This window comes from Paenibacillus sp. MT86 (assembly GCF_058792535.1).
This window is the reverse complement of sequence record NZ_CM179499.1, coordinates 3265077-3288348: the sequence shown is the minus strand read 5'-3', so window position 1 is coordinate 3288348 and position 23272 is coordinate 3265077. Positions and strand designations below refer to the sequence as shown.

Sequence of the window (23272 nt, the reverse complement as noted above, 5' to 3'; positions counted from 1 at the left end):
GGCAACTTGAAGGAAAAACTATCCCAATTTCACACTGCGATCCTCATCTACATGATTCAAACGGGGGTCTACGTATTCAGCATTACGCAGGTAGAGGCCCAATATTTTGGCACAAACGGATGGCTCATTACGATCCCGGCATCCATCCTGGTCTGTCTGAACATTTATCAGATGTACTGGGTGTATCGGCTGGGCGAAGGACAGTCGATATTCGTCATTCTGGAGAAAAGCATTCCCAAGTTCATACTGGCCCCCTTCTATCTGGCGATCAGTACGGTATGGGCTTTGATCGGCTGCCTCGTCGCCAAGCAGTACGTGCTGATCTTTCAGATGTTTGCGTTCCCGACAACCAACCCGATGGTATTCAAGATAGCAATCGATGTCCTCGCTTTCATGCTGCTGACCAAGGGATTGTACAATATCTCCAAAGCTTCCACGGTCTTTTTTTGGTGTACCATTTGGATGAGTTTGCTGCTGCTGTATTATGCAGGGGAATTTCGTATTGAAAGATTAACCCCCTATATATTTAAAGACAGTTCCAACATGTTGGAAGGAATGTTTCTAATCTATTTGGCATACTTGGGTTATGAGTTATGCTTACTGTTGTTTCCCTATACCGATAAGAAAACCAAATTGTTCAGGGCCGTCATCTACGGAAATTTGATACGTTCGGTATCCTATACCCTCCTCGGCTTTGTTTCGTTTGGCGTCGTTGGCAGCGATATGCTGAAGGTCATGCTGTTCCCGTTACTGGATTTGCTGGCGTATATCAAACTTCCGTTTATCGAGCGAATCGAGAATCTTTTTTACGGCTTCTTCCTGTTCACGACCCTCATTACGCTAGTGCTTTATTTCTGGGCAGCGGGCGAAAGCACCCAACGTGTCTTTCCAAAAATCAAGATGAATGTGCAGTATTTCTTTATCATTCTTGCAGCACTGCTGATATCCTACATACCCTCCGTATTGAACCGAATCCGGGAGTGGCTTCTGATTCTGGGTTACATCCAAATCGGGTTTGCTTACATCATGCCGTTGATACTAATTATGCTGTTGCTGTGGCAGCGCAGAAAAAGGCAGCGTGATGCGCAATGTTAAAAAAATATGCATGCTTGTTCCTACTCTTATGCATCCTTCCTCTAGCAGGCTGCGGCGATCAACGCATCCTGGAAGATCTGGGGTTCATCCAGACGACCAGTTATGACTTGCTGCCGGATGGCAATTTATCGATATCGGTCTCCATTCCGCAAGCGGACCCGGAAACTACCTCTAAGCGGGAAGTGCTGACGGCAACGGCCAAGAGCAGCAAAGAAGCGAAGATGATTATGTCCAGACAAACCGGCATGCTGCTGGTAAGCGGGCAATTGAGGAACGTCCTGTTCGGACTTTCGATGGCGGAACAGGGGCTGCACGGACATCTGGATACCTTGTACAGGGATCCTTCCATATCATCTCAAGTAAAAATAAGCGTGGTTGAAGGAAATGCCGGCGAACTGTTAATAGACGATTACAAGCAGCATCCGCGAACAGGGCGGTATATCGACATGCTGCTTGAAAAGGAGGCGCTCGGTCAGACCATTCCCAAGGTAACGCTGTTCAACTTTGCCAGGGATTATTTCGATCAGGGCGTAGATCCGGTTGCTCCAATAATTAAGAAGCATGACAAGAACTACATTACGACGAACGGAATTGCTTTATTTAAAGATGATCGCTATGTTGCTAAGATCGAGCCGCAGGATGCATTGATTTTCTCCTTTCTGAAGGGCAAGTTCAGAGAAGGTCAACTTAACATTGATCTATCGGAGGATCCTAAAGACAAGAAAGAAGTCGTCATGTTCAGTTCATTGATCAGCTCACGAAAAGTCAAGGTCGTGCACGGAGACCAGGGCATTGACAAAGTGATGTTTTACGTCAAGGTTTCCGGGTCCGTACTGGAATACATCGGCGATGCCAGGTTAAGCAATGACCGCGAACGGCATGAGCTGGAGCAGCGAATCAGCCAATATATCACGAAAAAAGGAAATGCCATGATCTCGATCATGAAACAACATCAGATAGACAGCCTCGGAATCGGCAGGTACGTCCGTAACCGGATTGGCTATGAGCAATGGAAAAAGATGGACTGGCGGCAAGAATTGCAAAAGCTGCAGGTCGAATGCGTGATTGACGTTCATATCAAAGATTACGGGAAATTTAGATAAAACTTGGAAAGACCCCAACCGGGGTCTTTTTTATTGCCTAAAGAAATCGATTCCATATGAGGTTTCGTTAAAACTCGTGAGCTATATGTTATGTATTATAACATTAATATTGACTATTTCTTTGTCTAATGCTACATTTATCCAAAATAAACACCTTTGCACAGCAGGTCAATCGATGTCAAACCTTATTTATGTTATGAATATTAACACATCTGAATGCAAAAGGAGTGGCTAAGATGCATTTAACTTACCAGGAGAGAGACAAATTAATGCTTTTTCTGGCAATGGAATTAGCGCAAAAACGACTAGCCCGCGGGTTGAAATTAAACTACCCGGAAGCGGCCGCACTCATTTCAGGTTTTGTTGTTGAAGGTGCTCGTGATGGTAAGTCCGTAGCCGAATTAATGGAGGAAGCCCGTCATGTGCTGTCAGCGGATCAAGTGATGGACGGCGTCGCCCATCTCCTCAGGGAAGTTCAAGTCGAAGCTACCTTTGTGGATGGCACCAAGCTGGTCAGCGTTCATGACCCGATTCAAGACGCTACGGCCCCGTCAGGCATTGTTGCAGGTGAATACGACCTGAGAGACGAGCCGATTCAGCTGGTGCCGGACCGGCCCCGCATTACGCGTGAGGTTACAAATAGCGGCGACCGTCCGATTCAAGTAGGATCGCACTTCCATTTTTACGAATGCAATCCCGCCTTGTTATTCGACCGGAACGGAACGCAAGGATACAGGCTCGATATCGCCTCCGGCTTGTCGGCAAGATTCGAACCCGGGGAAATCACGAAGGTGACGCTTGTTCAAATTGGCGGGAGCCAGGAAATTCATGGTTTTGCAGGTCTGACGAACGGAAAAACCAATGGGATGGTGAGCTTATGACAACAATCGACCGCGCGACCTATGCCAGCATGTATGGACCTACGACAGGGGATCGGGTAAGGCTTGCCGACACCTCCCTCTGGCTTGAGATAGAGAAGGATTATACCGTTTATGGGGATGAATGCGTCTTCGGCGGCGGTAAAGTGATACGTGACGGCATGGGACAACATCCGCTCGCGACCCGCGCGGAAGGGGCACTGGATCTGGTCATTACGAATGCCATCATTGTGGATACCTGGGGAATCGTGAAAGCGGACATCGGGATTAAGGACGGGTACATCAGCGGCATCGGAAAAGCAGGTAATCCGCTTATGATGGATGGTGTCACCGACGGCATGATCATCGGCGTGGGCACGGAAGTCATCTCCGGAGAGAACTTGATCGTAACGGCCGGCGGCGTGGATTCGCATGTGCATTTCATCAGTCCGCAGCAAGTCGAAATCGCGCTCCAGAGCGGAATCACTACATTCGTTGGCGGAGGAACCGGTCCCGCAACGGGCACATTGGCAACCAATTGTACGTCGGGGGTATGGAATCTACAGCGAATGCTGCAAGCGACCGATGCACTGCCGATCAATATGGTACTTCTGGGACGAGGAAACAGCAGTCGTCCGGAAGCGCTGGCCGAACAAGTCCATGCCGGGGCGGCTGGACTCAAAATCCACGAAGATTGGGGCAGCACGCCCTACGTCATCGACAAGTGCCTGAGCGTTGCCGAAGAACTGGATGTGCAGGTCAATATCCACACCGACACGTTGAACGAAGCCGGTTATGTTGAAGACAGCCTGCGCTCCTTTAACGACCGGGCGATTCATACCTACCATACCGAAGGTGCGGGAGGCGGTCATGCACCGGATCTGCTGCGGGTTGCCTCCATGCCGAATGTACTCCCCTCCTCGACCAGTCCAACCATGCCATATACAGTGAATACGGTTGACGAGCATCTGGATATGCTGATGATCTGCCATCATCTGGATCCGCGTATTCCCGAGGATGTTGCCTTCGCCGCGTCACGGATTCGTGCGGAAACGATCGGGGCGGAAGATATTTTGCATGACATCGGGGCGATCAGCATGACCAGTTCCGATTCGCAGGCAATGGGACGGGTTGGTGAGGTCGCTATCCGTACATGGCAAACGGCCGACAAAATGAAACAGCAGCGCGGTCCGCTCGGGCCGGATTCCAAATCGGACAATTTCCGCATCAAGCGATATATCGCCAAATATACCATTAACCCGGCCATGACGCATGGGATATCCGATTATGTCGGTTCCGTCGAGGTAGGAAAAATGGCCGATCTCGTACTTTGGAAACCCGCCTTCTTCGGAGCTAAACCGGAGATCGTGCTGAAGAGCGGCATGATTGTCCATGCCGTCATGGGAGATCCCAACGCTTCCATCGCTACACCGCAGCCGTATATGTATCGGCCGATGTTCGGCAGCTATGGCGGCGCTCAGGCAGCGCTAAGCGCCACCTTTGTTTCCCAAGCCTCCCTGCAATTAGGGACGCTGGATCCATTAAGATTGCGTAAGCAGCTCCTGCCTGTAAGGAACTGCCGAACCGTGAGAAAGGCGGATCTTGTCCACAATGGGGAGACACCGGAAATCATGGTCGATCCGGCGAACTACGCCGTAACCGTTAACGGCGAGAAGCTGACAAGCGCCCCATCGTCTCATCTGCCGTTATCCCAACGCTATTTCCTTGTATAATGGCCACAGATCCATGCAAGCGTAATTAAGTATACCTGCGATAATCCACATATAAACGAACAACCATGAGCAGCTCGGCTTGCCGCTCATGGTTGTTCGTTTTATTCATAGCTTCTCAGCAGTGCATGCGAGCATGCCGTCTGAAGATCCCTCCAGCAGCGATTGATTTCGGAATCTTCCATGGCAGCAGATAAACCGAACAGCGGAAACAGCTGCTGGCCGCAGCATAACGCTGCTTGGGCTGTTTCGATGCTTTGGGCCGTTACATGTGCCTCCGTGGCATCCGATATGGCACCGTTAGCCATCAACTCTGCCCATGACGCTTCTACCCACTTATAAAAATCAGCGATCGATAGATGCAGTGCCGCTTTATTCTCATTCAGCTTGCCGATCACATGGGAGGAACTCCCCCGCTTGACCGCAAGCGATTCCGCCGTTTCAAGGAAATGCTCCGCGATCCCGACTGCAACACCGGCAAAGGATACTTGAGCAAACGGAAGGAATGGATAGCGATATATCGGCTCGTCCCCATACCCTTTCGTTTCCGTAAGCGAGAACGTCATCTCATCCGGAACGAATGCCTCTACAGCGGATATGGTGTGGCTCCCTGTTGCCCGAAGGCCAAAGGCATTCCAATCCTGCTGGATTTCGATCTGGTCAGGATTCATGATAAAGGACCGGATCTCGGGTTCGCCCTGATCTGCAGTCGGCTCGCCAGGGGCATCTTGTAGCGTGGATCCCTTTTCAACAACTGCGTTGGCCGTAAAGGTCGTGGCATAAGTAGAACCGCTGCAATACTTCCAGCTGCCAGTCACGATATAACCGCCGTCCACCTGTCTGGCGGTACCTGTCGGCATGCCGCTGCCCGCAATCACCGCTTCACGGCGCGCAAATACCCGGCGGCTGATATCCGAGCTCATCAGCGCGGCAAAGAATCCTCCGCCTGCTCCTATCGTAACCAGCCATCCCAGGTTGCCGTCGATGCGGGCACTTTCTTGGAAGATACGCGTTGCATCCGGCAGAGGGGTCATCCTTCCTTCCAGCTCGTCGGGAACAAACAGGTGAAACAAACGATGATCATATATGGTTTTCAGCACGTCGGGAGTTACTTGTCTATGCTTGTCCATCCCAAGCGCTTGTTCTCTTATGGTTTGAATCTCTTGCTGCGTAAATACCATGTCTCCACCGCTTTCCGTGATCATTTCTCTTTCAGAATGATCGTCTGCTCTTTATGAAATCATAATCTATGAATTTATTAATCTATTCTTTAGGAGCCGTTTCCTCGATCTGGATTAACGCCTTTTCAAGGGAGCGCATCAAAGACACTCGTTGTATCCTATGATCCTCATAAGTGCTCAACAGTTGATCGATTTCAGTTTGCATGCTGCCCTTTACGGCATCCGAACCGGACAATTCAGATAATCCTAGGCTTTCTGCATCTAACTGCCGCAATTCCTCCATGAAGCCTGTCTCCGTAAGATTCATTTCCATCATTTCACTTAACAGCGACTTCAGCTTCGCAGCCTTAGCCAGTCGTTGTTCATGACTCCACTGCTCCTTTGGACTCGATGCATCCACAAGCGAGACGCTGTAGTGCCGCATGGCATCCAGCTCGCCGGAGTAAGCTAAAGCACCTGTCTGAATCAGATGACGTATGCGGTACTCGATGAAAAAGTCGGAAACGGTTAATTCCCCCTGTCCGATGACCTCGCCAATGACCCGAGCGGATTTCTTGAAGAATCCATGCCTGGCTTCAAGGCGGTATACGGTTTTCAGAATTTCTTCATCGTAGTACGACTCTGGAACGGTGCACAGCATATCACCTTGAAGCACCCGAAGGAACCCGCCTTCGCTCAAAAGGCGCTCCCAGTCTGTGCGATAACCAGCCTGCTCTTGCAGCGACAATGGGACCGGCTCGGCTTCGTCCAGAACATGCTGAAGCTGATTCGCGTTCATTTCAAATGTTCCTTTGAACCATTGATTTGGATTTTGCTGATGAAGCACGCTTGTCGCATTCACCAATCTCATCTCAGAATGGTCCGGCATTAAGGTCAACAATCTTCGCAGGCCCAGCTGTTCCGCCGCGGAATCGCCGGCCCAGATCAGGCATGGCATTTCTTTCATCTGCTGAGGCCAGGTCAGCCACGCGAACGCTGCCTGCAGCATCGTTAATTTCCTGTCTTCCGCATGCGCGGTGCTATAACGTTCCTCAAACCACTGCTTTCGGACGGAGAACGAACGGGCGAAAGCAAGATCGTTCGGAAGCGGTCCGGCCATGAGATTATCGCCTAATGTCACTACGATTTCACCGGGTTTCGACAGCAGCATGATCCTGAGCGATCCTGCCGTCGACTCATCAAAGGCAATATGGATTCGCGATACGTTCCCTCGATGAATCGGTGATTCCCGCAGGTAGGCTTCATTCCCCATCGCCCATTCTTTATCGAACGCCTCAAGGAAGAGCTCCAGACTTTGATGCTTACCATCTGCAAGCAGCTTGGCCGATTCGGTATTCATCCGGTCCTTCAGCTTCAAGAGCTTTTCAGAGAAATGGTTAATGGCCGTGCTCTTTCCCTTTCGATATTCCTTCAGGGTCATATGCTCGCGGAGTGGAACAGACGGATCGTACATACTCTGTCCTTTCCATCCGGAATATGCGAAAGTACGAGCGATTCCGATAACCCCCATCGCATCAAGCCGATCCGCATCTTGGACAATTTGGCCTTCCAACGTTTGCATAGCACTCCCTGTTCCGCCTGAGAATGACATCGTACCGATGATCCCCAGCACACGCTCCTGATCAGATGCTTCTACGCCGGCTTGCTCCAACCAATGGCGAACCCGCTCGTATCCTGCTTCTTTCGATTCGTTCAATTTCTCGTCGGCTACGTCGTGGAGGACTGCCGATAACTCACATATGTATACGTTGGCGTCTTCAAGATGAGCCAGTATCCGGGCGATGCGGGTGACACGCTGAACGTGCCACCAGTCGTGGCCGCTTGCATCCCCTTCGTGTACGGCGCGAGCAAAGTCTTGGGCTTGCCGAATGATATGACTCTGAGTCGATTTCATTTGATTCTATCTCTCCTATCAACGGGTTCCGGTCTATAAGCTCTATTATTCCCGATTTACCTAAACGCCGCAACATGGAGTAAGTTATCGGCATTTGTATCCCCCATGCCAATGGGGGCATATGATAAACAGAACTGTGTTGATGACCCATTACAACCGTATAGAGTCACCTTCGGTTAGGATACAGAAAGGAACATGACGGCCATGCTGGTGTTTATTCTACCTGGATTATATCCTCATTTAAGCGAGAACACCGTATCCACGGTTATGCGTGTTTTTTCAAATGCCCGTCCTATCGTGATTCAAAACGAACGGGAGTCCGCAGCAATAATGAACGAAGCGCTGTCCGATAACCTGAATACGCCATGGTTCATGACACTCTGTGCCGGAGATACTGTACAGCCTATGGCGAAGAAAGAAATCGAACGATGGCTGCAAACTTGCGCTGACGGCTCCGCTGGCTTTATACTGACTTCCGCAACCAAAACAGACCAGCCAATAGCATTACACAAAAGACCTGTTCCAAACTTCCATACTCCCCGCGGCCCCCTGTTATGGCGTACGAGCATCGTGATGAATGGACAGACACCGGGTTTTTCGAGCACTGATCAGCTGCCGTTCCAGAAATACGTGTTGATCGATAAGCAGGTCCAGCTAACCAGCCACTATGAATGGAAGGAAGTAGATTCGGACGGGATCTTATACCATCATCGCGCTGCCCCTCCCTGGATGAAGGAAGCAGAGGAATGGAACGCAATCTCTCCGCTTCTTCATGCTCCATCCCGCGTTCAGACTATCAATGAAAAACAAATCACTCCTATAGTTACCATTGCGCTGTGCACATGTAACGATGGTGAATACTTGCCGTGGGCTATTCGCTCCGTATTGTCACAGACGATCACAGATTGGGAGCTGATCATAGTTGATGATCATTCAAGTGATGATACTCCAAGCATCCTGGCGGGATTACCGATAGATAAGCGTATAAATAAAGTGAGACTACATCAAAATCTGGGTAAGGCTCATGCCCTGAACTTAGCGCTACACATGGCAAGGGGGGCCTGGTTTCTTGAGCTGGATGCCGATGATTGGCTGTCACCAGATATTCTGGAAGTTCTTCTACATGAAGCAAACAGGGAACCGAATGTTGGTGTATTGTATGCGAATCATTTTGAATGGGTCGAGCGTTTGAATAAACAGCTCCTTTACCAGGGGGTTCGAACTGGACCTTCCCGATTGTCCGCGGAGCAACTCCTCGTAGAAGCTATGGCAGTAGCCCCAAGAATGTTCAATATCTCTGTAATCAAGCAGCTAGGAGGATGGAACACCTCAGTCCCGTTCGAAGGGCGTCTATACGAAGATATCGAGATGTTATCCAAGGTTTCAAGCTTCCATCCGGTTTACATTCCTCAACCGCTGTATCATAGAAGAATTAGGAGCTCAAGCATGACGCATCGGCATCTTAAGCACTATGAGAAATGGAAGATCTCGATGAGCGATATTTTGAAATAGTTATTGCAAAGTTCCCCCTTCTCAAGTGAAGACTAAGGAAGTATGCGAACTAATGAAATATTATCATTGATGATGGTGACCTGCCTTGATGCTGGCAAATAGTTTGAGCTTACAACCTGAACTGTGATCAACCCGCCTGCTGCCGATAATAACTGTCCTTGAAGGAACTGATTGGCCTGGATAACCTCCACTGTCCTGCCAAGGAAAGTTGCCAGTATTTCCGAAAAATCCATCCACTCTTCCCTCCCTGTCCATCATTATTCAATAGATAAAACACTGCTCAACGGTATTATGGCAATACTTCCGTTAGGCTCCGAGATTTGAATATAATTGTCTCCAATAGACACCAATGAACCGAAAATCGAACCAGCCGGAGTTTCGATGGTTATTCGAGTATTCAGACGCGATCTTAAATAAGCAATGACATTATTCCAATCCGCATAGCCATAATCCTCCACTTGTTTCTGAAGAGCGTTTACCCGTATGGTAAGTCGTCTGAGCTGTAATTTGATTTGAGATATGCTATGAATCAATCTTCGACGCAACCGGTTTAGCTTGCTCAGAACCGTTATCGGCTTTTTAGCACGCTTATGTTTTCTCTTGCCAACAATGAATTTGCAATCTTTTTGATGGCTTCGGTTCCAATATCTCCTCACACTAGCTGCCTCCCTCCATATAGTCACTGGTACAATATGTATAAATCCAGCCAATGGAAACCTGAATAGCCAAAGATAAGAAAAGGGCCTACAACTATAGATCCGTATAAATTGTTGCAAGATTTTTCAATGCGGGAATCATACATACCCATTTTGATAAAACCAATGCCGGATGGTGTTCTACCCATACAGATACATGGGGTGATACATACTTTGTTAAAGAGACAATCACACACGAGAGAGGAGGCTACTCTTGAATAAAATCACAAACAACCGGCGCAGATCTTCCACGAATCGCACGAGTCCCCGTCAGATTAAGCTTCGTAAATCAAACTATAAATTGTACAAAAAGAAACGGTCAGTTCAGCCGGTACCTCCGATTTTCCTATCACATACAACTCATCAACAATCCGTCACCCCTTTTGAATACGAGGCTGCCCCTGTCCCTGCTGGGCCCCGGGTAACGGAGATTTTTGCACCCGGGATAGCGCCGTTATACGACATTATTCGTTTTCCCGTCATTGATTGGCAATTCAGATGGCAGCGGCCGCAGCAATTATCCGAACAGTTCGCTCAACAGGGACATCGTGTTTTCTATGTAACCACGGAGATCATCGGTTTGCGCAAGGAAGAGGCTTCCAAAGAAGAGGTAGGACGTTTTGTCTCGATTAAGAACATCGATCGAAACGTATGGCTCGTTACTTTGTGCGCGCATAAACCTCTAAATCTATATAAAGATGAGATGAGCAGCTGGGATATCCAGTACCTAAAATGGTCTATAGAGCATGTACGAGACAAATTCGGGATATCCCAAATGGTATCGATTGTCGATTTACCGTTCTGGACTCCTCTTGTCACGGCCATGGAGCAGCATCATATCGTGTATGATTGCATGGATCATCATGCGGGTTTCTCGACCAATGATCCTGCCATGCTCCATCAGGAGGAACGCCTGCTTCGGGTGGCCGGGCTTGTCGTAACGTCCTCACAGCATTTGTACGATTGGGCTATTGAACATAATCCATCCACGGTCCTTATCCGCAATGCCGCTGATATCTCTCATTTTTTAAAACCGCCTGAACCATCGTTGACGGAGCTGAAGTCCATAAAGCAGCCGATTATCGGTTATTACGGGGCGATATCCGACTGGTTCGATATACGCCTGATCGAAACAGTGGCCAGAAACAGACCCGAATGGACATTCGTTCTGATTGGACACACCTTTGGTTGTGATACCACTGACGTCGAGAAGCTGGACAACGTCGTACTTTTGGGCGAGAAGCCCTATCATGAGCTGCCAATCTATTTACATCGATTCCAAGTTGCATTAATTCCTTTCATGAAGAATATGCTCACCAAGGCTACTAATCCTGTCAAACTGTACGAATATCTTGCGGCTGGAAAACCAGTCGTATCTACTGACCTGCCAGAGGTTGAAGCCGTTGCTTCCGATATGGTCTCCATTGCAGATACGCCGGATAAATTCGAACAGGCGATTCATGAAGCACTTCAGGAATCCGGTACCGAGCAGATCAAACGAAGGCAAGAATTCGCCCGTCATAATAACTGGGTTCAAAGATACCAGGTTCTAAACGACTACATTACACAGCATCTGTTTCCTAAGGTTAGCGTCATTATTGTCGTTCACAATAAATGGTCTTACACCGAGCAATGTCTCCGCAGTTTGCTGCAAAAGGGACATTATCCAAATCTGGAAGTTGTTATCGTCGATAATGCCTCGACGGATCAAACTTCTTTTCACCTTAAAGCTCTTAACAACCCGCTGGTTAAAGTTATTTCGTCTCCGGAAAATCTTGGTTTTTCCGCAGGGAACACACTCGGATGCCTGGAATCAACAGGTGAGTATATGATTTTGCTTAACAACGATACGCTAGTACCTGATGGCAGCTGGATTACCCGATTGCTCCGGCCATTTCACGAAGACCCGCAAATCGGAATGACGGGCCCGATGTCCAATTATGTGGGTAATGATCAAGCGTTGGATCATTTCATCGGCGACGCGGTATACGGTGCCGATGTTCGTTGGTTGCATGATTTATATGAGCTGTACCATGAGAAAATCAGATATACCGATTTGCTTGGATTCTTCTGTGTTGCCATGAAGCGTAGTGTATGGGATAAGGTTGGTTCCCTTGATCCGGCCTATGGAATTGGCATGTTCGAGGATGATGATTACTGTGAACGGGTGCGCAATGCAGGTTACCGTCTGGCTATCGTCGAAGATGCTTTTGTATATCATTACGGCAGTGCCACCATTAAAGAGCTGAAGCCCCAAGCATACGATTCGTTGTGGGAAAAGAACAAGGCATACTACGAGCAGAAATGGAACAAAACCTGGAGATTGCCGAAAGGTCCTCACAGCCTGTTTCATTTGGCGGATCATCCGCAGGAAATCGCCAATCGGATTCATGTGACAGGGAAGAAGTTCGCTTTGGTTCTGGGTGATAAAGTATGGGATGCCCACTCCAAACGCTGGCAGAAAATCGTCATGGGATTGACGGAGGATGAGGACTTGTATGTCATCGTATATGCGCATGAATACCACGGCAAACCGATAATCGGAACTCGCAAGGTGGGTCCAAGACTGTATTTCACTAACCGGATCGATTTATTCTCTCAAGTCACATTTGATCATGTAATATACTGCGGTTCAACCGATGTTTACCCCTACCTGCGTTCCGACCATTTTGTAGCGGATTCGCTTTGTTATCATGATCATCGGCTCAAAGCTCTTCAATCCAACTTGCCCGATATCAAGGTGTTTGGGGATGCTCTTGTGACTCATACCGTACGTAATGTCATGTCTCTTACAAGGGATATATCGACCGTATAGCATAAAACGGAACTCCCTAAATAACTGGAGAATAAAAGCCCATCCATGCTTCTGAAGTTCGTTCAGAAGCATGGTCAGGGCGTTTAATTTGAATGAGGCTCTTCTTCTATTTTCTTTAAGTAACGCCGAATGACTTCTGGATGACGACCTTGAAAGGGAGTTGTGGTTATCTCGTATTCCGAATGCTTAAAACTCCAATCTGGCACGCCTTCGTTTTCCAGTAAATTAACGTCTTTTCTCCGGTTGTCATTAAATTTGATCTTACGTCCCAAAGCATAATGATAATGGTATATATTCACATCGCTTCGCCCTCTTGGAATACTCCATATGCTCTGCCCTTCTGCCGCCTCAAGCGTGCAATGATGCTTCTCATCACGATAACGAATCCCTTTATTCGCCCTCCACATTCTCGTTATATCATTGGACCATCGCTCATCCCCTGGGCTATTCACTCGAATGGTCAACGGATCTCCCCAAAAGTTGACGAACGGGAACTGGTATATATCCACGTCCGCGTTGGCCATAAGCTCCGGCAGTGCTTGTTGAAAACGATCATCCATCAATTCATCGATATCCAGATTCATAATCCAGTCTCCCTGAGCTTGATCGATCAGGAAATTACGTACTTGGGATTCATTCCAATCATCGGTGTAAGGCATTCCATTCTGCTGCAAACGAAACAACCGGATTGGATAACGATCCTGCAGGCGCTCAATATGCTTCAAAGTGCCATCTGTGCTTCCTCCATCGACCATAATGATTTCATGAGCAAAACGGCTCACGCTTTCTGATATATAAAGGGACGAACGTTTCTTCATTCAAAACCGGTACAATGACCGACAGCTTCATGGAATATCCTCTCCTTCCTGTTCTGGCCCTTAGGCTTAACCTCTGCCGATCAGTTTGCGCATAGACTGAACATCCCCCCTTGCCTCCTTGTATTGTTTGTACAAGGCATAGTTGGTTTCATAATGGGGATTGCCTTCAGGTCCAACAAACGGGTGCCAGAAGTGCACCATTTCTCCGTCCAATCGAACGTGGGTACCGATAAGGGTGTCCATTGCGTATACACCCATTCTCTTCATCGGCATCCTCCAGGGCAATCCAGGCTCCGATTAGTGTGTCGGGATGGGTCTTGATGTAATATGCATCCTGATGCCAACCTTGCCCCCCTTTTCCAGGCGGGTTAAAGAACATCATCGATTGCAGAGCATAGACATCGGGCCCGATAAGCGCCTCAAGCACATCCAAAATCCGGGGATGAAGCATCAACTGCTCTCCTTCCGGATGGACGCGGGAGATCATATGAACCCTCGTTTTCTCGGCAAACTCCGATTTGAGAGGATCCTTATCTTCCGTAGATGCCTCTTCACGTTTCCCCTCATGTTCAATCCGCAATCTCTCTGCCCAAGCTGCATAATGCTCTATTTCTTTCGGATCCAACAGTCCTTCAACAATAAGGAAACCATCTCTGTGATAGTGCTTGTATTGCTCTACCGTTACATAATAACGGCCTTCTCTTAGTTTGGCCTTAGGTATATAAGTCTGCCCCATGCTGATCCCTCCACATGAATTGGTTACCTTAAGTGTGAAGGATTCCGAAAGCGTTCTCAATGGAGAGGACACGGAAAACGGTGGACATATTTGATATCCGTTATCATGTCCGTTCCTGATTCAGAGCGACAAAATGCCGGTTCAAGGGATAAGCGGACTCCTCTTCTTCGGTCATGGCCAAATGACGAAATAACGGATCCGCAAAACGATCGCGGAATTCCACGGCAGTGATACCGCGTGTCCGTTTGAACATGCGGGAGAAATAGTGCTCATCGGCAAACCCGACATCGTAAGCGATTTGTTTGATCGTTCGCTCCGCTTGGATTAATAGCTGTTCTGCTCTCCGTAGACGGCGTTCCAGCAAAGCCTTCTGGGGAGGGATCCCAATCCAGCGGACAAACATTCGGGTAAAGTGCTCATGAGTCCAGCCGGAACTGCCCGCAATCTCTTCAATGGTAATTTGGTGATGAAGATGTTGTTCCATATAATCCAATGCCTTGATAATCGGGGCAGGCAGGTTCATGGAAGAGAGTGAATCGTCTTCATCGATCGCCTGCCATTCCTCCAGAACGCTCAGTAGCAAAATGGCTCCTCTTCTCTGCCAGCCGCGGTGTTTTACATGCACAATTTTGAGCATTTGTTTCAACAGGGAGGGAACAAGACTTCCCCCGGCAATCACCGACCAGTCCTGGCATTCCCCTCGGCTATCGTCTTGTCTGCAGAAGGTTTCCCGGAATGCTGCATGTTCGAAATGGACATATAGATGCCTGGTGGGAACGAGCGGATCAAACCGGTACCTATGCGGCTCTCCGGGACAGGTGAATACAATGCCGGGCCGATCCAGCAGAAATTCGCCCCGGTCGTTTTCGTAAACGGTTTGGGACCCCGTCGGAAAGAATACCAATTCGAAATCATCAATCGTTCGCACCCCCAGAACGGATCCCTTGTTAACGGTGATATCCCCCATGACATGAAGTGCGGGCAGCGTTAGCGACAACGTATAACCTCCCATTCCTTCCGTTTGTTCTAAATAATATGACGCAGGGCACAAGTTATAAGTTCCATTTAAAACGGTTTCAATTATATGCTACACCACTTAACTCGTATGAGTAAGGAAATAACTGCCGAAAATCATATGGACGATCTTTTTGCCAGTATGACGACGGGAATCAAGAAGGGACAAAAAGCGAAAGGAACTAGCATAGGCCAGCTCCCTTATATACGTCTAACAAATAAAGCCGACTATCGTTCGAATTTCAAAGTCATCATATTCCTGTCCTCTGATTTACTCTTCGCCAAAACTGTTTATAGTTCCGCATCCCGGGATGGCTATTTGTGCATGAAACTTCAATTACTGTTTCCATCCCGATATCCCACTTTTACTTTGTTTTATCCGTAATCTTTTTTATGGCCTTGCTTTGGTCAAATGATTCTTGATAGATATCAGCGTAAGTTTTTGAATCTTTGATAAGATCGTCGCAGAAAGCCGCTACGTCACTGCCCGTTACTTCGAGTACGCCTTTTCCCACGGCCGCGCCCTCTTCAAAAAGATCGATAATCCCCGAGAGCAAACCCGTCCCGTCGGTTAGTTCAACAGGGCCGACCTTAAAGAGATATTTTTGAATCTCTTTATAAACAATCTGATAATCTTTCGGGAGTGCTTTGACACGCGCCACATGCGCTCGCCACTCTTTTTTGCCTTCGATGATATCTTGTATTCTCATGTTATCCTCCTATTTACCTAATTTTTTAGCGATATTATTGTTGAGCTGCTCGCGCCACTTGTCACGAAAAGACTTTGCTCCTTCTTCGCCGGCCAGCGCTGAACAGAAACCTTTGATATCGTTACCCAAAACCTCTTGGACATTCTGACCTTCCGTCGCCGATTCTTCGAGCAAGCCAAGCACGCCGTCAAGAATTGGCATGAGGTTGCGACCGGTGAAATCGGAGTGAGGCCAAAGATTGGCATTAATTTCATTCCATGCAGCTTGATAATCAGCCGGCAGCTTCTTGGCTCGTGATTCAAAAGTTTTAAATTCTTTAGTCATGTCGCTGCCGGTGATTTTTTCCCAAAAATTCATGATTAATTCTCCTTTAACTCGTTTATTGTTGATGATACGAACTCCCATTTTTCCCAGAACCTTTTCAGCTCCGCCCTCCACGTACACCCTTCCCTCCACAACACGGAAGTTCAGTCGCTGCGTGATTTCGTAGCCGTAGGTTTCAATGCGGCATATAATTCCAAGGGCACACCTTCAAGCATCCCTTTGCAATTCCGTTAGGTTTTCCAGCACAATTACCCCTGGCTATTCTGTAGCACTGGTATGAAGTATTACTTACTACTCCTATAAAGTAACACGTAGTAGTTGGTTTGTCAATTGCATTTCCTCTGACACAGATATGATATGTTCAACAATCCTGGCCGTTGGTAGAACAAAGGCAGCCGATTTTATGAACGGCTGCCTTTTTGTCTTCGATTGAACTAGTTCTGCTAAAGGCATGGCGATAGTTCCTATATACTAACGTTCCTCCGGCTAATTTCAATGAGATAAGAAAGTCCCTCCACTTTCTCTGTTCTGCGAACACGGCTATGAATCCATTTCGCTTGCTCGGTTGCATGCTGCCATCACTCAACTGATCTCAGGACCAGCCGGATCGGTTTATAAGGTAAGTTACAAGTTCATCGTCGAAGACGATGCCGAAACCCGGCGTGGCCGGAACATGAATTTCTCCGTTTTCGATTCGATAGCCTGATACATCCATTCCTTCAATCGTGATGTCGTCATATTCCACAAATTCGAAGTTTCGCACCGCGGCAGACAAATGTCCCGACACGTAAATGCCATAAGCATTGCCGTAACAATGAGGTGCAGACCGCAAACCATGGGCATCCAACTTCTCGCCTAATTCCATCCAATGCGTGAAACCAGGCCAAATGATATCGTACTGCAGTATATCAACACGGCCGCGAGTCGCCCACTCAATAAGATGAGGGGAGGCAAGCCCTTCCCCATCCGCGATAAGCACATTCTGCCCACGTTGCCCGAGCCATTCCTTTAGGTCCTCGTACAAGGCTTCATCCTCATGAAACGCTTCTTCCAGCCAATACAGATTCACATCCGATAAAGCCGCCAAGACCTCTTTGGTTAAGTTTAAATTATAGGCATTATTCGCATCGATCATGATTTTGCCTGCGGGACCTGCCACTTCCGAGATCCCGCGCACGATTGCAATATCTCGTTTCGTCCCTTCCCAGAGCGGCATATGGCGTCCGCCTCGGCCAACCTTAATTTTAAAATGACGTTGGCCTTTCGCATAACCTTGCATCGCTTCTTCCTGCATCAGCGCGACAGCTGCCCTCTCATCGACCAAATGCAAATCGTCGAAGTATAGAGAGGTATCATAGCAGGGGACAACCAATGGGGCTCCCTTTTCGAGGTGGGCACCGGACACTAAGTCATACACTGGTTTGCCTTGTCTCTGTCCTAACCAATCGAGCACAGGATATTCCAATTGCAATCGATACGCTTCGCGCAGTCTGCCCCGGTGATCGAATAAATCAAGCAAACGGCGGCCTATGATGTCTTCGGCCCATTCCGGTGTCATTTGAATCGAGCTGCCGTAACCTGTTTGTCCATCGATCGTAATTCTGGCGATATCCACTGTGCAGCCTTTGCCATGAACGCCGATTCTGCCATTGGCTCCCGCGCTTCTGGCTCGTTCACCCGTTAACTTGGCGAATTCGATTTTTTCCACTCTCCAGTCAGATTGTATACCGGTAATGTTCATACGATCCTCCTTAACCGACTCGAACGGTTTCTTGTCCGGATTTGATTCGTAAGTAGAATACCATATCATAGAATTATACTGTGAGTTGAACTATGTTATTCGCACGAATAAGCCGCCACGAATCGTATCGTGACGGCTTATCCTTTTAGCTATTTGCGGTCCAATCAGGCCGATAACCCCCACGGCTCCGACCAGAGCGACCGATGATCCGGCAAGTCCCACGGCAATGAGAAGCAGCCATAGGCGTTGTCGCTGCACAGCCGCGCCGATGCCGGTTGCGATCCCTTCCCCAAGCGTGTGAATGTTCAAATGGCGAGCATTCAACCAGGCGATTCCGCCGCAGAGCAACGTCCAAGGCATCAGTGTTAGCACCTGGTTCCAAGTAGTTTCATATACGCTGCCGGTTAGGCGGAATTTCATTCATTTCTAGAGGGAAGAACCCTCTGGCTGTCCGGCAGGCGATCGATGCACCACTCCACCGGAGATCGATTGCGGATATTTCAACAGGTTGTAAATCGGACATACGCGTTCAACCGCTTTATGAAGATCGGCGATGGTTTCAGCGGATTCTTCGGATACGATGTAAATGTTATATTCGATATTATGCGGATAGATAGGAATATCCTCGTATCCCGGTTTGCCGGCAAGCGGGTGCAATTGACCCGTGACTTCGACTTCAAGGGATTCTAGCGATACGCCTCGTTCCGCTGCCTGAATCAACGTAATATGAGTCAGGCAGCTGCCTAGTACGCCAAGCTGAATTTCGGGTGATGAAGGACCGAGGCTATATCCGGCATAATTCTCGGGACTGTCGCTGATGATTTGGAAGTCGCGTATGCGTATTTCACGAACGCCGCTGCGGCCTTTCGCTTGTACCTTGGCCGAATAAGTATTCGGCTTAGGGTCTTGCTCCGCTTGAGAACGCAGGGCCTCCGCCGCCGCTTTCTTTTGCGCTAAATATTCATTTAATGTAGTCATCGTATCTCGCTCCTTTAAAATATTGATGATTTTAACGAAAAAAGACACAGCTAAGCAGTTCATCTCTGCTTTAAGCTGTGTCTCCGACGATTCGGTCAACACTCGTTGCTCGGTTATACCATTTCATCAACGGGATTGGATAATAGGCTAGGGTTCATTCCCAAATAATCGAAGAGCCCCTGTTCGATTTGTTGAATTCGTTCCACTCTTAAACTATAGGTCGATACCGTCTCCCCGACGACATGAACGTTGAGCAGCCCCGCGCAGCGCAAATTGAATATATGGTCATGCGTTATGCCTTTGGATATGCCGAGGTGACGAACCACTTCGATAAAAGTGCGCGGTTCGCTGCGCAAAAAGTGCAGGATTCGCAAACGACTCTTCTCGCTCAGGCTGCGGAGCAACCGGTATAAATGAAGCGACGGCTCATCTTCTTCCTCGGAATGCGGCTCGATCCTGGAGGCATAATGGCAGAGGGTTAGGCTTCCGTACGAGTAAAAGATATTGCCGGGCTGAAAATGGTAGTGCGGAATCAGAACCAGCTTCTCCAGCCCGTTCACCGGCTCGAAACAAAACCCGTTCGTCAAGGCTGCCGCCTTCTCGTAAGCTTCAAATCCACCCCATCCCGTCTTCTCTTCCGCTTCGGCACGCAAAGCCGTGACGATCCCCGGGTCGATATGTTTAAAATAGACTTCGTTCCATTCAGACAGCATCCGATGCTGCCGGTCTCGTACCGCGCCGAAATCTTCGGGAAACGTCTGGACATACGGCGACAGCACGGCATAAAGTTCGCCCAACGTGAGTTTATGCAGCCAGGATAGAAAATCTTCGACGCTATTCTTGTTCGGGGACACATAGGCCAGAAGATGAAGCAGCTTCCATTCCAAATCGATTCCGGTCTGTTCCAGTTGATCGGCGAATTCTGAAGACAAGGATGCATGTACATTCTGAGTCCAGTCAGGACCAAGATCAATCCGTTTGTGCCAGCTTTTGCAAAGATACGTATGGAGGCTGTTGATCAGTTCGTTGACGGGACTGAACGATAATTCCAATTGATAGGACAACAAGTTGCACTCCTTCTTTGACCTGTTATGACGGACTGAATGCCGTTAATTCAGCAACTGTCTCGTTCATATTGTACAACATTTGGCATCGGACGACACAGCCCAAGGCATATCCTCAATGTGTTATAAAATGATCTTAAAATGGCGTGCCGCTTCAAACGAGATGACAAGCCACGTAATGATCGTCCCCGACGTTTCGGAGCTCGGGAACGACCTCCCTGCACTGCGCCAAGGCATATGGGCAGCGTGTATGGAACTTGCAGCCGGAAGGCGGATGGGCCGGACTTGGAATATCCCCTTTAAGCACGATTCTCTCCCGCTTCAGCCTCGGAACCGGGACAGGGATCGCCGATAGCAATGCTTGCGTATAAGGATGCAGCGGACGGCTGAACAGTTCGTCACGCGAAGCCATTTCCATCATGGAACCAAGATACATCACCCCGATGCGATTGCACAAATGCTCTACGACGCTTAGATCATGCGAAATGAACAAATAGGTTAATCCGCGGTTATGTTGAAGCCTTTGAAACAAATTGATGATCTGTGCCTGGATGGATACATCAAGCGCAGACACCGGCTCATCGGCGATAATAAAATCGGGATTCAGCACCAGAGCGCGGGCAATGCCGATCCGCTGCCGCTGGCCGCCCGAAAACTCGTGCGGAAACCGATTGTAGTGATAGGCAGATAAGCCGCAAGCCTCCAGCACATCCAATACCTGATTGCGAACCTCATCTTTTTCGGCCAAACCGTGCTCAAGCAGCGCTTCGCCGATGGCGTCTCCGATGCGGATTCGCGGATTCAGCGAGCTGTAGGGGTCCTGAAAGATAAGCTGCATTTTAGGTCTAAGTTTGCGCATCTCCGATTTGGGAAGCTCGTGAAACGGGATTCCTTTATAAAGGATGTCCCCGCTGGTTTTCTCATGAAGCCGGAGAATCGTGCGCCCGACCGTGCTTTTGCCGCTGCCGGATTCGCCGACCAGGCCGAATGTTTCTCCGGCCCGTATACTCAAGCTGATGTCATCAACCGCTTTGACATGACCGACGGTACGGTTAAGCAGCCCTGCGGTGATGGGAAAATATTTTTTTAAATGTCGTACTTCCAGCAATGCTTCACTCATGCCGCGCCTCCTCTTCATACAACCAACAGGCCGACCTGTGACCGGGCTCCACTTCTCTTAATGACGGCTGCCGGGTTCGGCAGACGGGCATGCAGCTCTCACAGCGATCATGAAAATAGCAGGATTCCGTCAATTCAAGCGGATTGGGAACCTGACCAGGGATGGAGTATAACTGCTCCGAGCGCTGGCCGATGATCGGCTTCGATTTCAACAATCCCTTCGTGTACGGGTGTTTCGGATGGTCGAAGATCTCCTCGACGTCTCCTTCCTCGACGATTTTCCCCGCGTACATGACGATGACATAATCCGCCATCTCGGCCACTACGCCAAGATCATGCGTGATCAGCAGCATTGACATATTGGATTGCTCCTTGCTTTCCCTAAGCGTTTCCAGCACCTGCGCTTGGATGGTAACGTCCAGTGCGGTCGTCGGTTCGTCGGCGATTAACAGCTTGGGGCCGCACGAGATCGCGATTGCAATCATAATCCGCTGCAGCATGCCTCCCGACAATTGATGGGGATAGGAAGCCGCGATTTGTTCCCCTCGGGAAATGCCGACCAGCTCGATCAATTCGAGCGCTCGGGCATAAGCTTGTTTTCTGTTCATTCGCCGATGTAGCATGAGCGGCTCCATGATTTGCTTGCCGATGGTAATGACCGGGTTCAGGGAGGACATCGGTTCTTGGAAAATGATCGAGATGTCGTTGCCCCGGATTCGGCGCATCTCTTCTTTGCTGATCTTCAGAAGATCTTTGTCCCCAAATTGGATCCTGCCGTTCACCACCTTCCCGTGCGGCCCTTCTACCAGTCCCATGATCGACATGGCCGTAATACTCTTGCCGCAGCCGGATTCGCCCACGACGCATACCGTTTCGCCTTCGCGGATACGGAAGCTGATATCATCCACCGCTTTGACCGTTCCGGCTCCGGATTCGAAATAAGTGCTTAAGTGATTGATCTCGATTAATGAATTCATCATCCGTTCACCTGCTTGTATTCTGTTTAGGGTCGAGTACGTCACGCAAACCGTCGCCGAAAATGTTAATGGCAATGACCGTCAAAAAAATGGCCAAGCCTGGTGGAATCCACAGCCAGGGTCGTTTCTCAAAATCGATGACATTGTTGGCCGCATCGATCATATTTCCCCAAGTTGGCGTTGGAGGCATGACCCCCAGCCCGAAGAAGCTAAGGACCGATTCCGACAGTATAGCTCCACCGATGCTAAGCGTGGCGATGACAATCAGAAGCGGGAAGACATTAGGCAGCAAATGGCGAAACAGCTTCCGTTTATCGCTGAGACCAAGCACGTCGGCAGCCAGCATATACTCTCGTTCCCGCAAAGTCAGCATTTGGCTGCGGACGAGCCGAGCTACGCCGGGCCATCCGATGATGCTGAGCATGAGCATGACCAGATACAGCCGATAGTCGGTCGGAACCTTCCAATCCGACATCAGCGCACCCATGATAAAGAGAATTGGAAGACCCGGAATCGTGAAGAGCAAATCGGCGGTTCGCATGATCAACTGGTCGACTACTCCACGATAATAACCCGAGATGACGCCGAGAACCGTCCCGATCGTCATAGACAGCGCCATGGACGCAAGACCGACCGTGAGCGATATTCGGCCTGCTTGCAAGAGTCGGGTCAGCACGTCGCGGCCGAGCAGGTCCGTTCCGAGCCAATGCTTGCCGCTTGGGGGCTTGTGCATCATGGCAGGATTGATTTTGCCATCCGCATACGGCGAGAACAACGGACCGATAAAGCATGCGACAAACATCAACACGATAAAGGCGAAGCCGGCTACGGCCAGCTTATTTTTCCTAAGTTGCCGAGTGGATTGCTTCCACAGTGGGTCTGGAACATCCATACTTCGGGCGGCTTTTC

At 49.0% G+C, this 23272-nt stretch carries 21 protein-coding genes; 6 read left to right on the top strand and 15 right to left on the bottom strand.

Annotated features, from left to right (window positions below):
* Nucleotides 1-6 precede the first annotated feature (6 nt).
* From AC3RCL_RS14565 to ureC, 4 genes are all read left to right on the top strand, one after another.
* Nucleotides 7-1095, top strand: coding sequence for a GerAB/ArcD/ProY family transporter (locus AC3RCL_RS14565; protein ID WP_492535991.1), 1089 nt, complete (start codon nt 7-9; stop codon nt 1093-1095).
* Complete coding sequence (locus tag AC3RCL_RS14560) at nt 1089-2198, top strand: Ger(x)C family spore germination protein (RefSeq protein WP_192571965.1); 1110 nt, start codon at nt 1089-1091, stop codon at nt 2196-2198. The genes AC3RCL_RS14565 and AC3RCL_RS14560 overlap by 7 nt, the downstream gene beginning before the upstream one ends.
* Nucleotides 2199-2434: 236 nt before the next feature.
* Nucleotides 2435-3079: an urease subunit gamma gene (gene ureA, locus AC3RCL_RS14555; protein ID WP_492535988.1), complete on the top strand. Its 645-nt coding sequence runs from the start codon at nt 2435-2437 to the stop codon at nt 3077-3079.
* Nucleotides 3076-4788: an urease subunit alpha gene (gene ureC, locus AC3RCL_RS14550; RefSeq protein WP_492535987.1), complete on the top strand. Its 1713-nt coding sequence runs from the start codon at nt 3076-3078 to the stop codon at nt 4786-4788. The genes ureA and ureC overlap by 4 nt, the downstream gene beginning before the upstream one ends.
* A gap of 101 nt (nt 4789-4889) precedes the next feature.
* Here the strand turns inward: ureC and AC3RCL_RS14545 are convergent, their stop codons facing one another.
* Together AC3RCL_RS14545 and AC3RCL_RS14540 are read right to left on the bottom strand one after the other, a co-directional pair.
* On the bottom strand, nt 4890-5966 hold the full coding sequence (locus AC3RCL_RS14545) for an acyl-CoA dehydrogenase family protein (protein WP_492535985.1): 1077 nt from the start codon (nt 5964-5966) through the stop codon (nt 4890-4892).
* An 82-nt stretch (nt 5967-6048) separates the two neighbouring features.
* Nucleotides 6049-7860 carry a DUF3658 domain-containing protein gene (locus AC3RCL_RS14540; protein ID WP_492535983.1) on the bottom strand — a complete coding sequence of 604 codons (1812 nt, stop codon included), beginning with the start codon at nt 7858-7860 and terminating at the stop codon, nt 6049-6051.
* A gap of 195 nt (nt 7861-8055) precedes the next feature.
* On the opposite strand from AC3RCL_RS14540, the gene AC3RCL_RS14535 reads away from it, so the two are divergent.
* A complete protein-coding gene (locus AC3RCL_RS14535; protein ID WP_492535981.1) occupies nt 8056-9372 on the top strand; it encodes a glycosyltransferase family 2 protein in 1317 nt (438 codons plus the stop codon).
* A 32-nt stretch (nt 9373-9404) separates the two neighbouring features.
* Here AC3RCL_RS14535 and AC3RCL_RS14530 read toward each other — a convergent pair whose 3' ends face one another.
* Complete coding sequence (locus tag AC3RCL_RS14530; RefSeq protein ID WP_096773646.1) at nt 9405-9605, bottom strand: hypothetical protein; 201 nt, start codon at nt 9603-9605, stop codon at nt 9405-9407.
* Nucleotides 9606-10281: 676 nt separating this feature from the next.
* Between AC3RCL_RS14530 and AC3RCL_RS14525 the strand changes: the two genes are divergently transcribed.
* Nucleotides 10282-12882, top strand: coding sequence for a glycosyltransferase (locus tag AC3RCL_RS14525; protein ID WP_492535979.1), 2601 nt, complete (start codon nt 10282-10284; stop codon nt 12880-12882).
* An 83-nt stretch (nt 12883-12965) separates the two neighbouring features.
* Here AC3RCL_RS14525 and AC3RCL_RS14520 read toward each other — a convergent pair whose 3' ends face one another.
* The 12 genes from AC3RCL_RS14520 to opp4C form a co-directional block, all read right to left on the bottom strand.
* The gene (locus AC3RCL_RS14520) at nt 12966-13700 is read right to left on the bottom strand and encodes a glycosyltransferase (RefSeq protein WP_492535977.1); all 735 of its coding nucleotides are present in this window, start codon (nt 13698-13700) and stop codon (nt 12966-12968) included.
* A gap of 166 nt (nt 13701-13866) precedes the next feature.
* Nucleotides 13867-14436: a phytanoyl-CoA dioxygenase family protein gene (locus AC3RCL_RS14515; RefSeq protein WP_492535976.1), complete on the bottom strand. Its 570-nt coding sequence runs from the start codon at nt 14434-14436 to the stop codon at nt 13867-13869.
* A 103-nt stretch (nt 14437-14539) separates the two neighbouring features.
* Complete coding sequence (locus tag AC3RCL_RS14510) at nt 14540-15433, bottom strand: helix-turn-helix domain-containing protein (RefSeq protein ID WP_492535974.1); 894 nt, start codon at nt 15431-15433, stop codon at nt 14540-14542.
* A gap of 382 nt (nt 15434-15815) precedes the next feature.
* Nucleotides 15816-16160, bottom strand: a complete 345-nt coding sequence (locus tag AC3RCL_RS14505) for a DUF1048 domain-containing protein (RefSeq protein WP_015735592.1) — start codon at nt 16158-16160, stop codon at nt 15816-15818.
* 9 nt (nt 16161-16169) lie between these two features.
* Nucleotides 16170-16517 carry a DUF1048 domain-containing protein gene (locus AC3RCL_RS14500; protein WP_492536361.1) on the bottom strand — a complete coding sequence of 116 codons (348 nt, stop codon included), beginning with the start codon at nt 16515-16517 and terminating at the stop codon, nt 16170-16172.
* Between the two features lie 559 nt (nt 16518-17076).
* Complete coding sequence (locus tag AC3RCL_RS14495; RefSeq protein WP_492535971.1) at nt 17077-18225, bottom strand: enolase C-terminal domain-like protein; 1149 nt, start codon at nt 18223-18225, stop codon at nt 17077-17079.
* A 90-nt stretch (nt 18226-18315) separates the two neighbouring features.
* On the bottom strand, nt 18316-18645 hold the full coding sequence (locus tag AC3RCL_RS14490) for an iron chelate uptake ABC transporter family permease subunit (protein ID WP_492535969.1): 330 nt from the start codon (nt 18643-18645) through the stop codon (nt 18316-18318).
* 6 nt (nt 18646-18651) lie between these two features.
* A complete protein-coding gene (locus AC3RCL_RS14485) occupies nt 18652-19203 on the bottom strand; it encodes an OsmC family protein (RefSeq protein ID WP_096773914.1) in 552 nt (183 codons plus the stop codon).
* A 113-nt stretch (nt 19204-19316) separates the two neighbouring features.
* Nucleotides 19317-20267 carry an ArsR/SmtB family transcription factor gene (locus AC3RCL_RS14480; protein WP_492535967.1) on the bottom strand — a complete coding sequence of 317 codons (951 nt, stop codon included), beginning with the start codon at nt 20265-20267 and terminating at the stop codon, nt 19317-19319.
* A gap of 154 nt (nt 20268-20421) precedes the next feature.
* Nucleotides 20422-21387: an ABC transporter ATP-binding protein gene (locus tag AC3RCL_RS14475; RefSeq protein WP_036660645.1), complete on the bottom strand. Its 966-nt coding sequence runs from the start codon at nt 21385-21387 to the stop codon at nt 20422-20424.
* Nucleotides 21380-22363 carry an ABC transporter ATP-binding protein gene (locus tag AC3RCL_RS14470; RefSeq protein ID WP_492536359.1) on the bottom strand — a complete coding sequence of 328 codons (984 nt, stop codon included), beginning with the start codon at nt 22361-22363 and terminating at the stop codon, nt 21380-21382. Before AC3RCL_RS14470 ends, AC3RCL_RS14475 begins: the two co-directional genes overlap by 8 nt.
* A 7-nt stretch (nt 22364-22370) precedes the next feature.
* A complete protein-coding gene (gene opp4C / locus AC3RCL_RS14465; protein ID WP_492536357.1) occupies nt 22371-23255 on the bottom strand; it encodes an oligopeptide ABC transporter permease in 885 nt (294 codons plus the stop codon).
* Nucleotides 23256-23272: the final 17 nt, after the last annotated feature.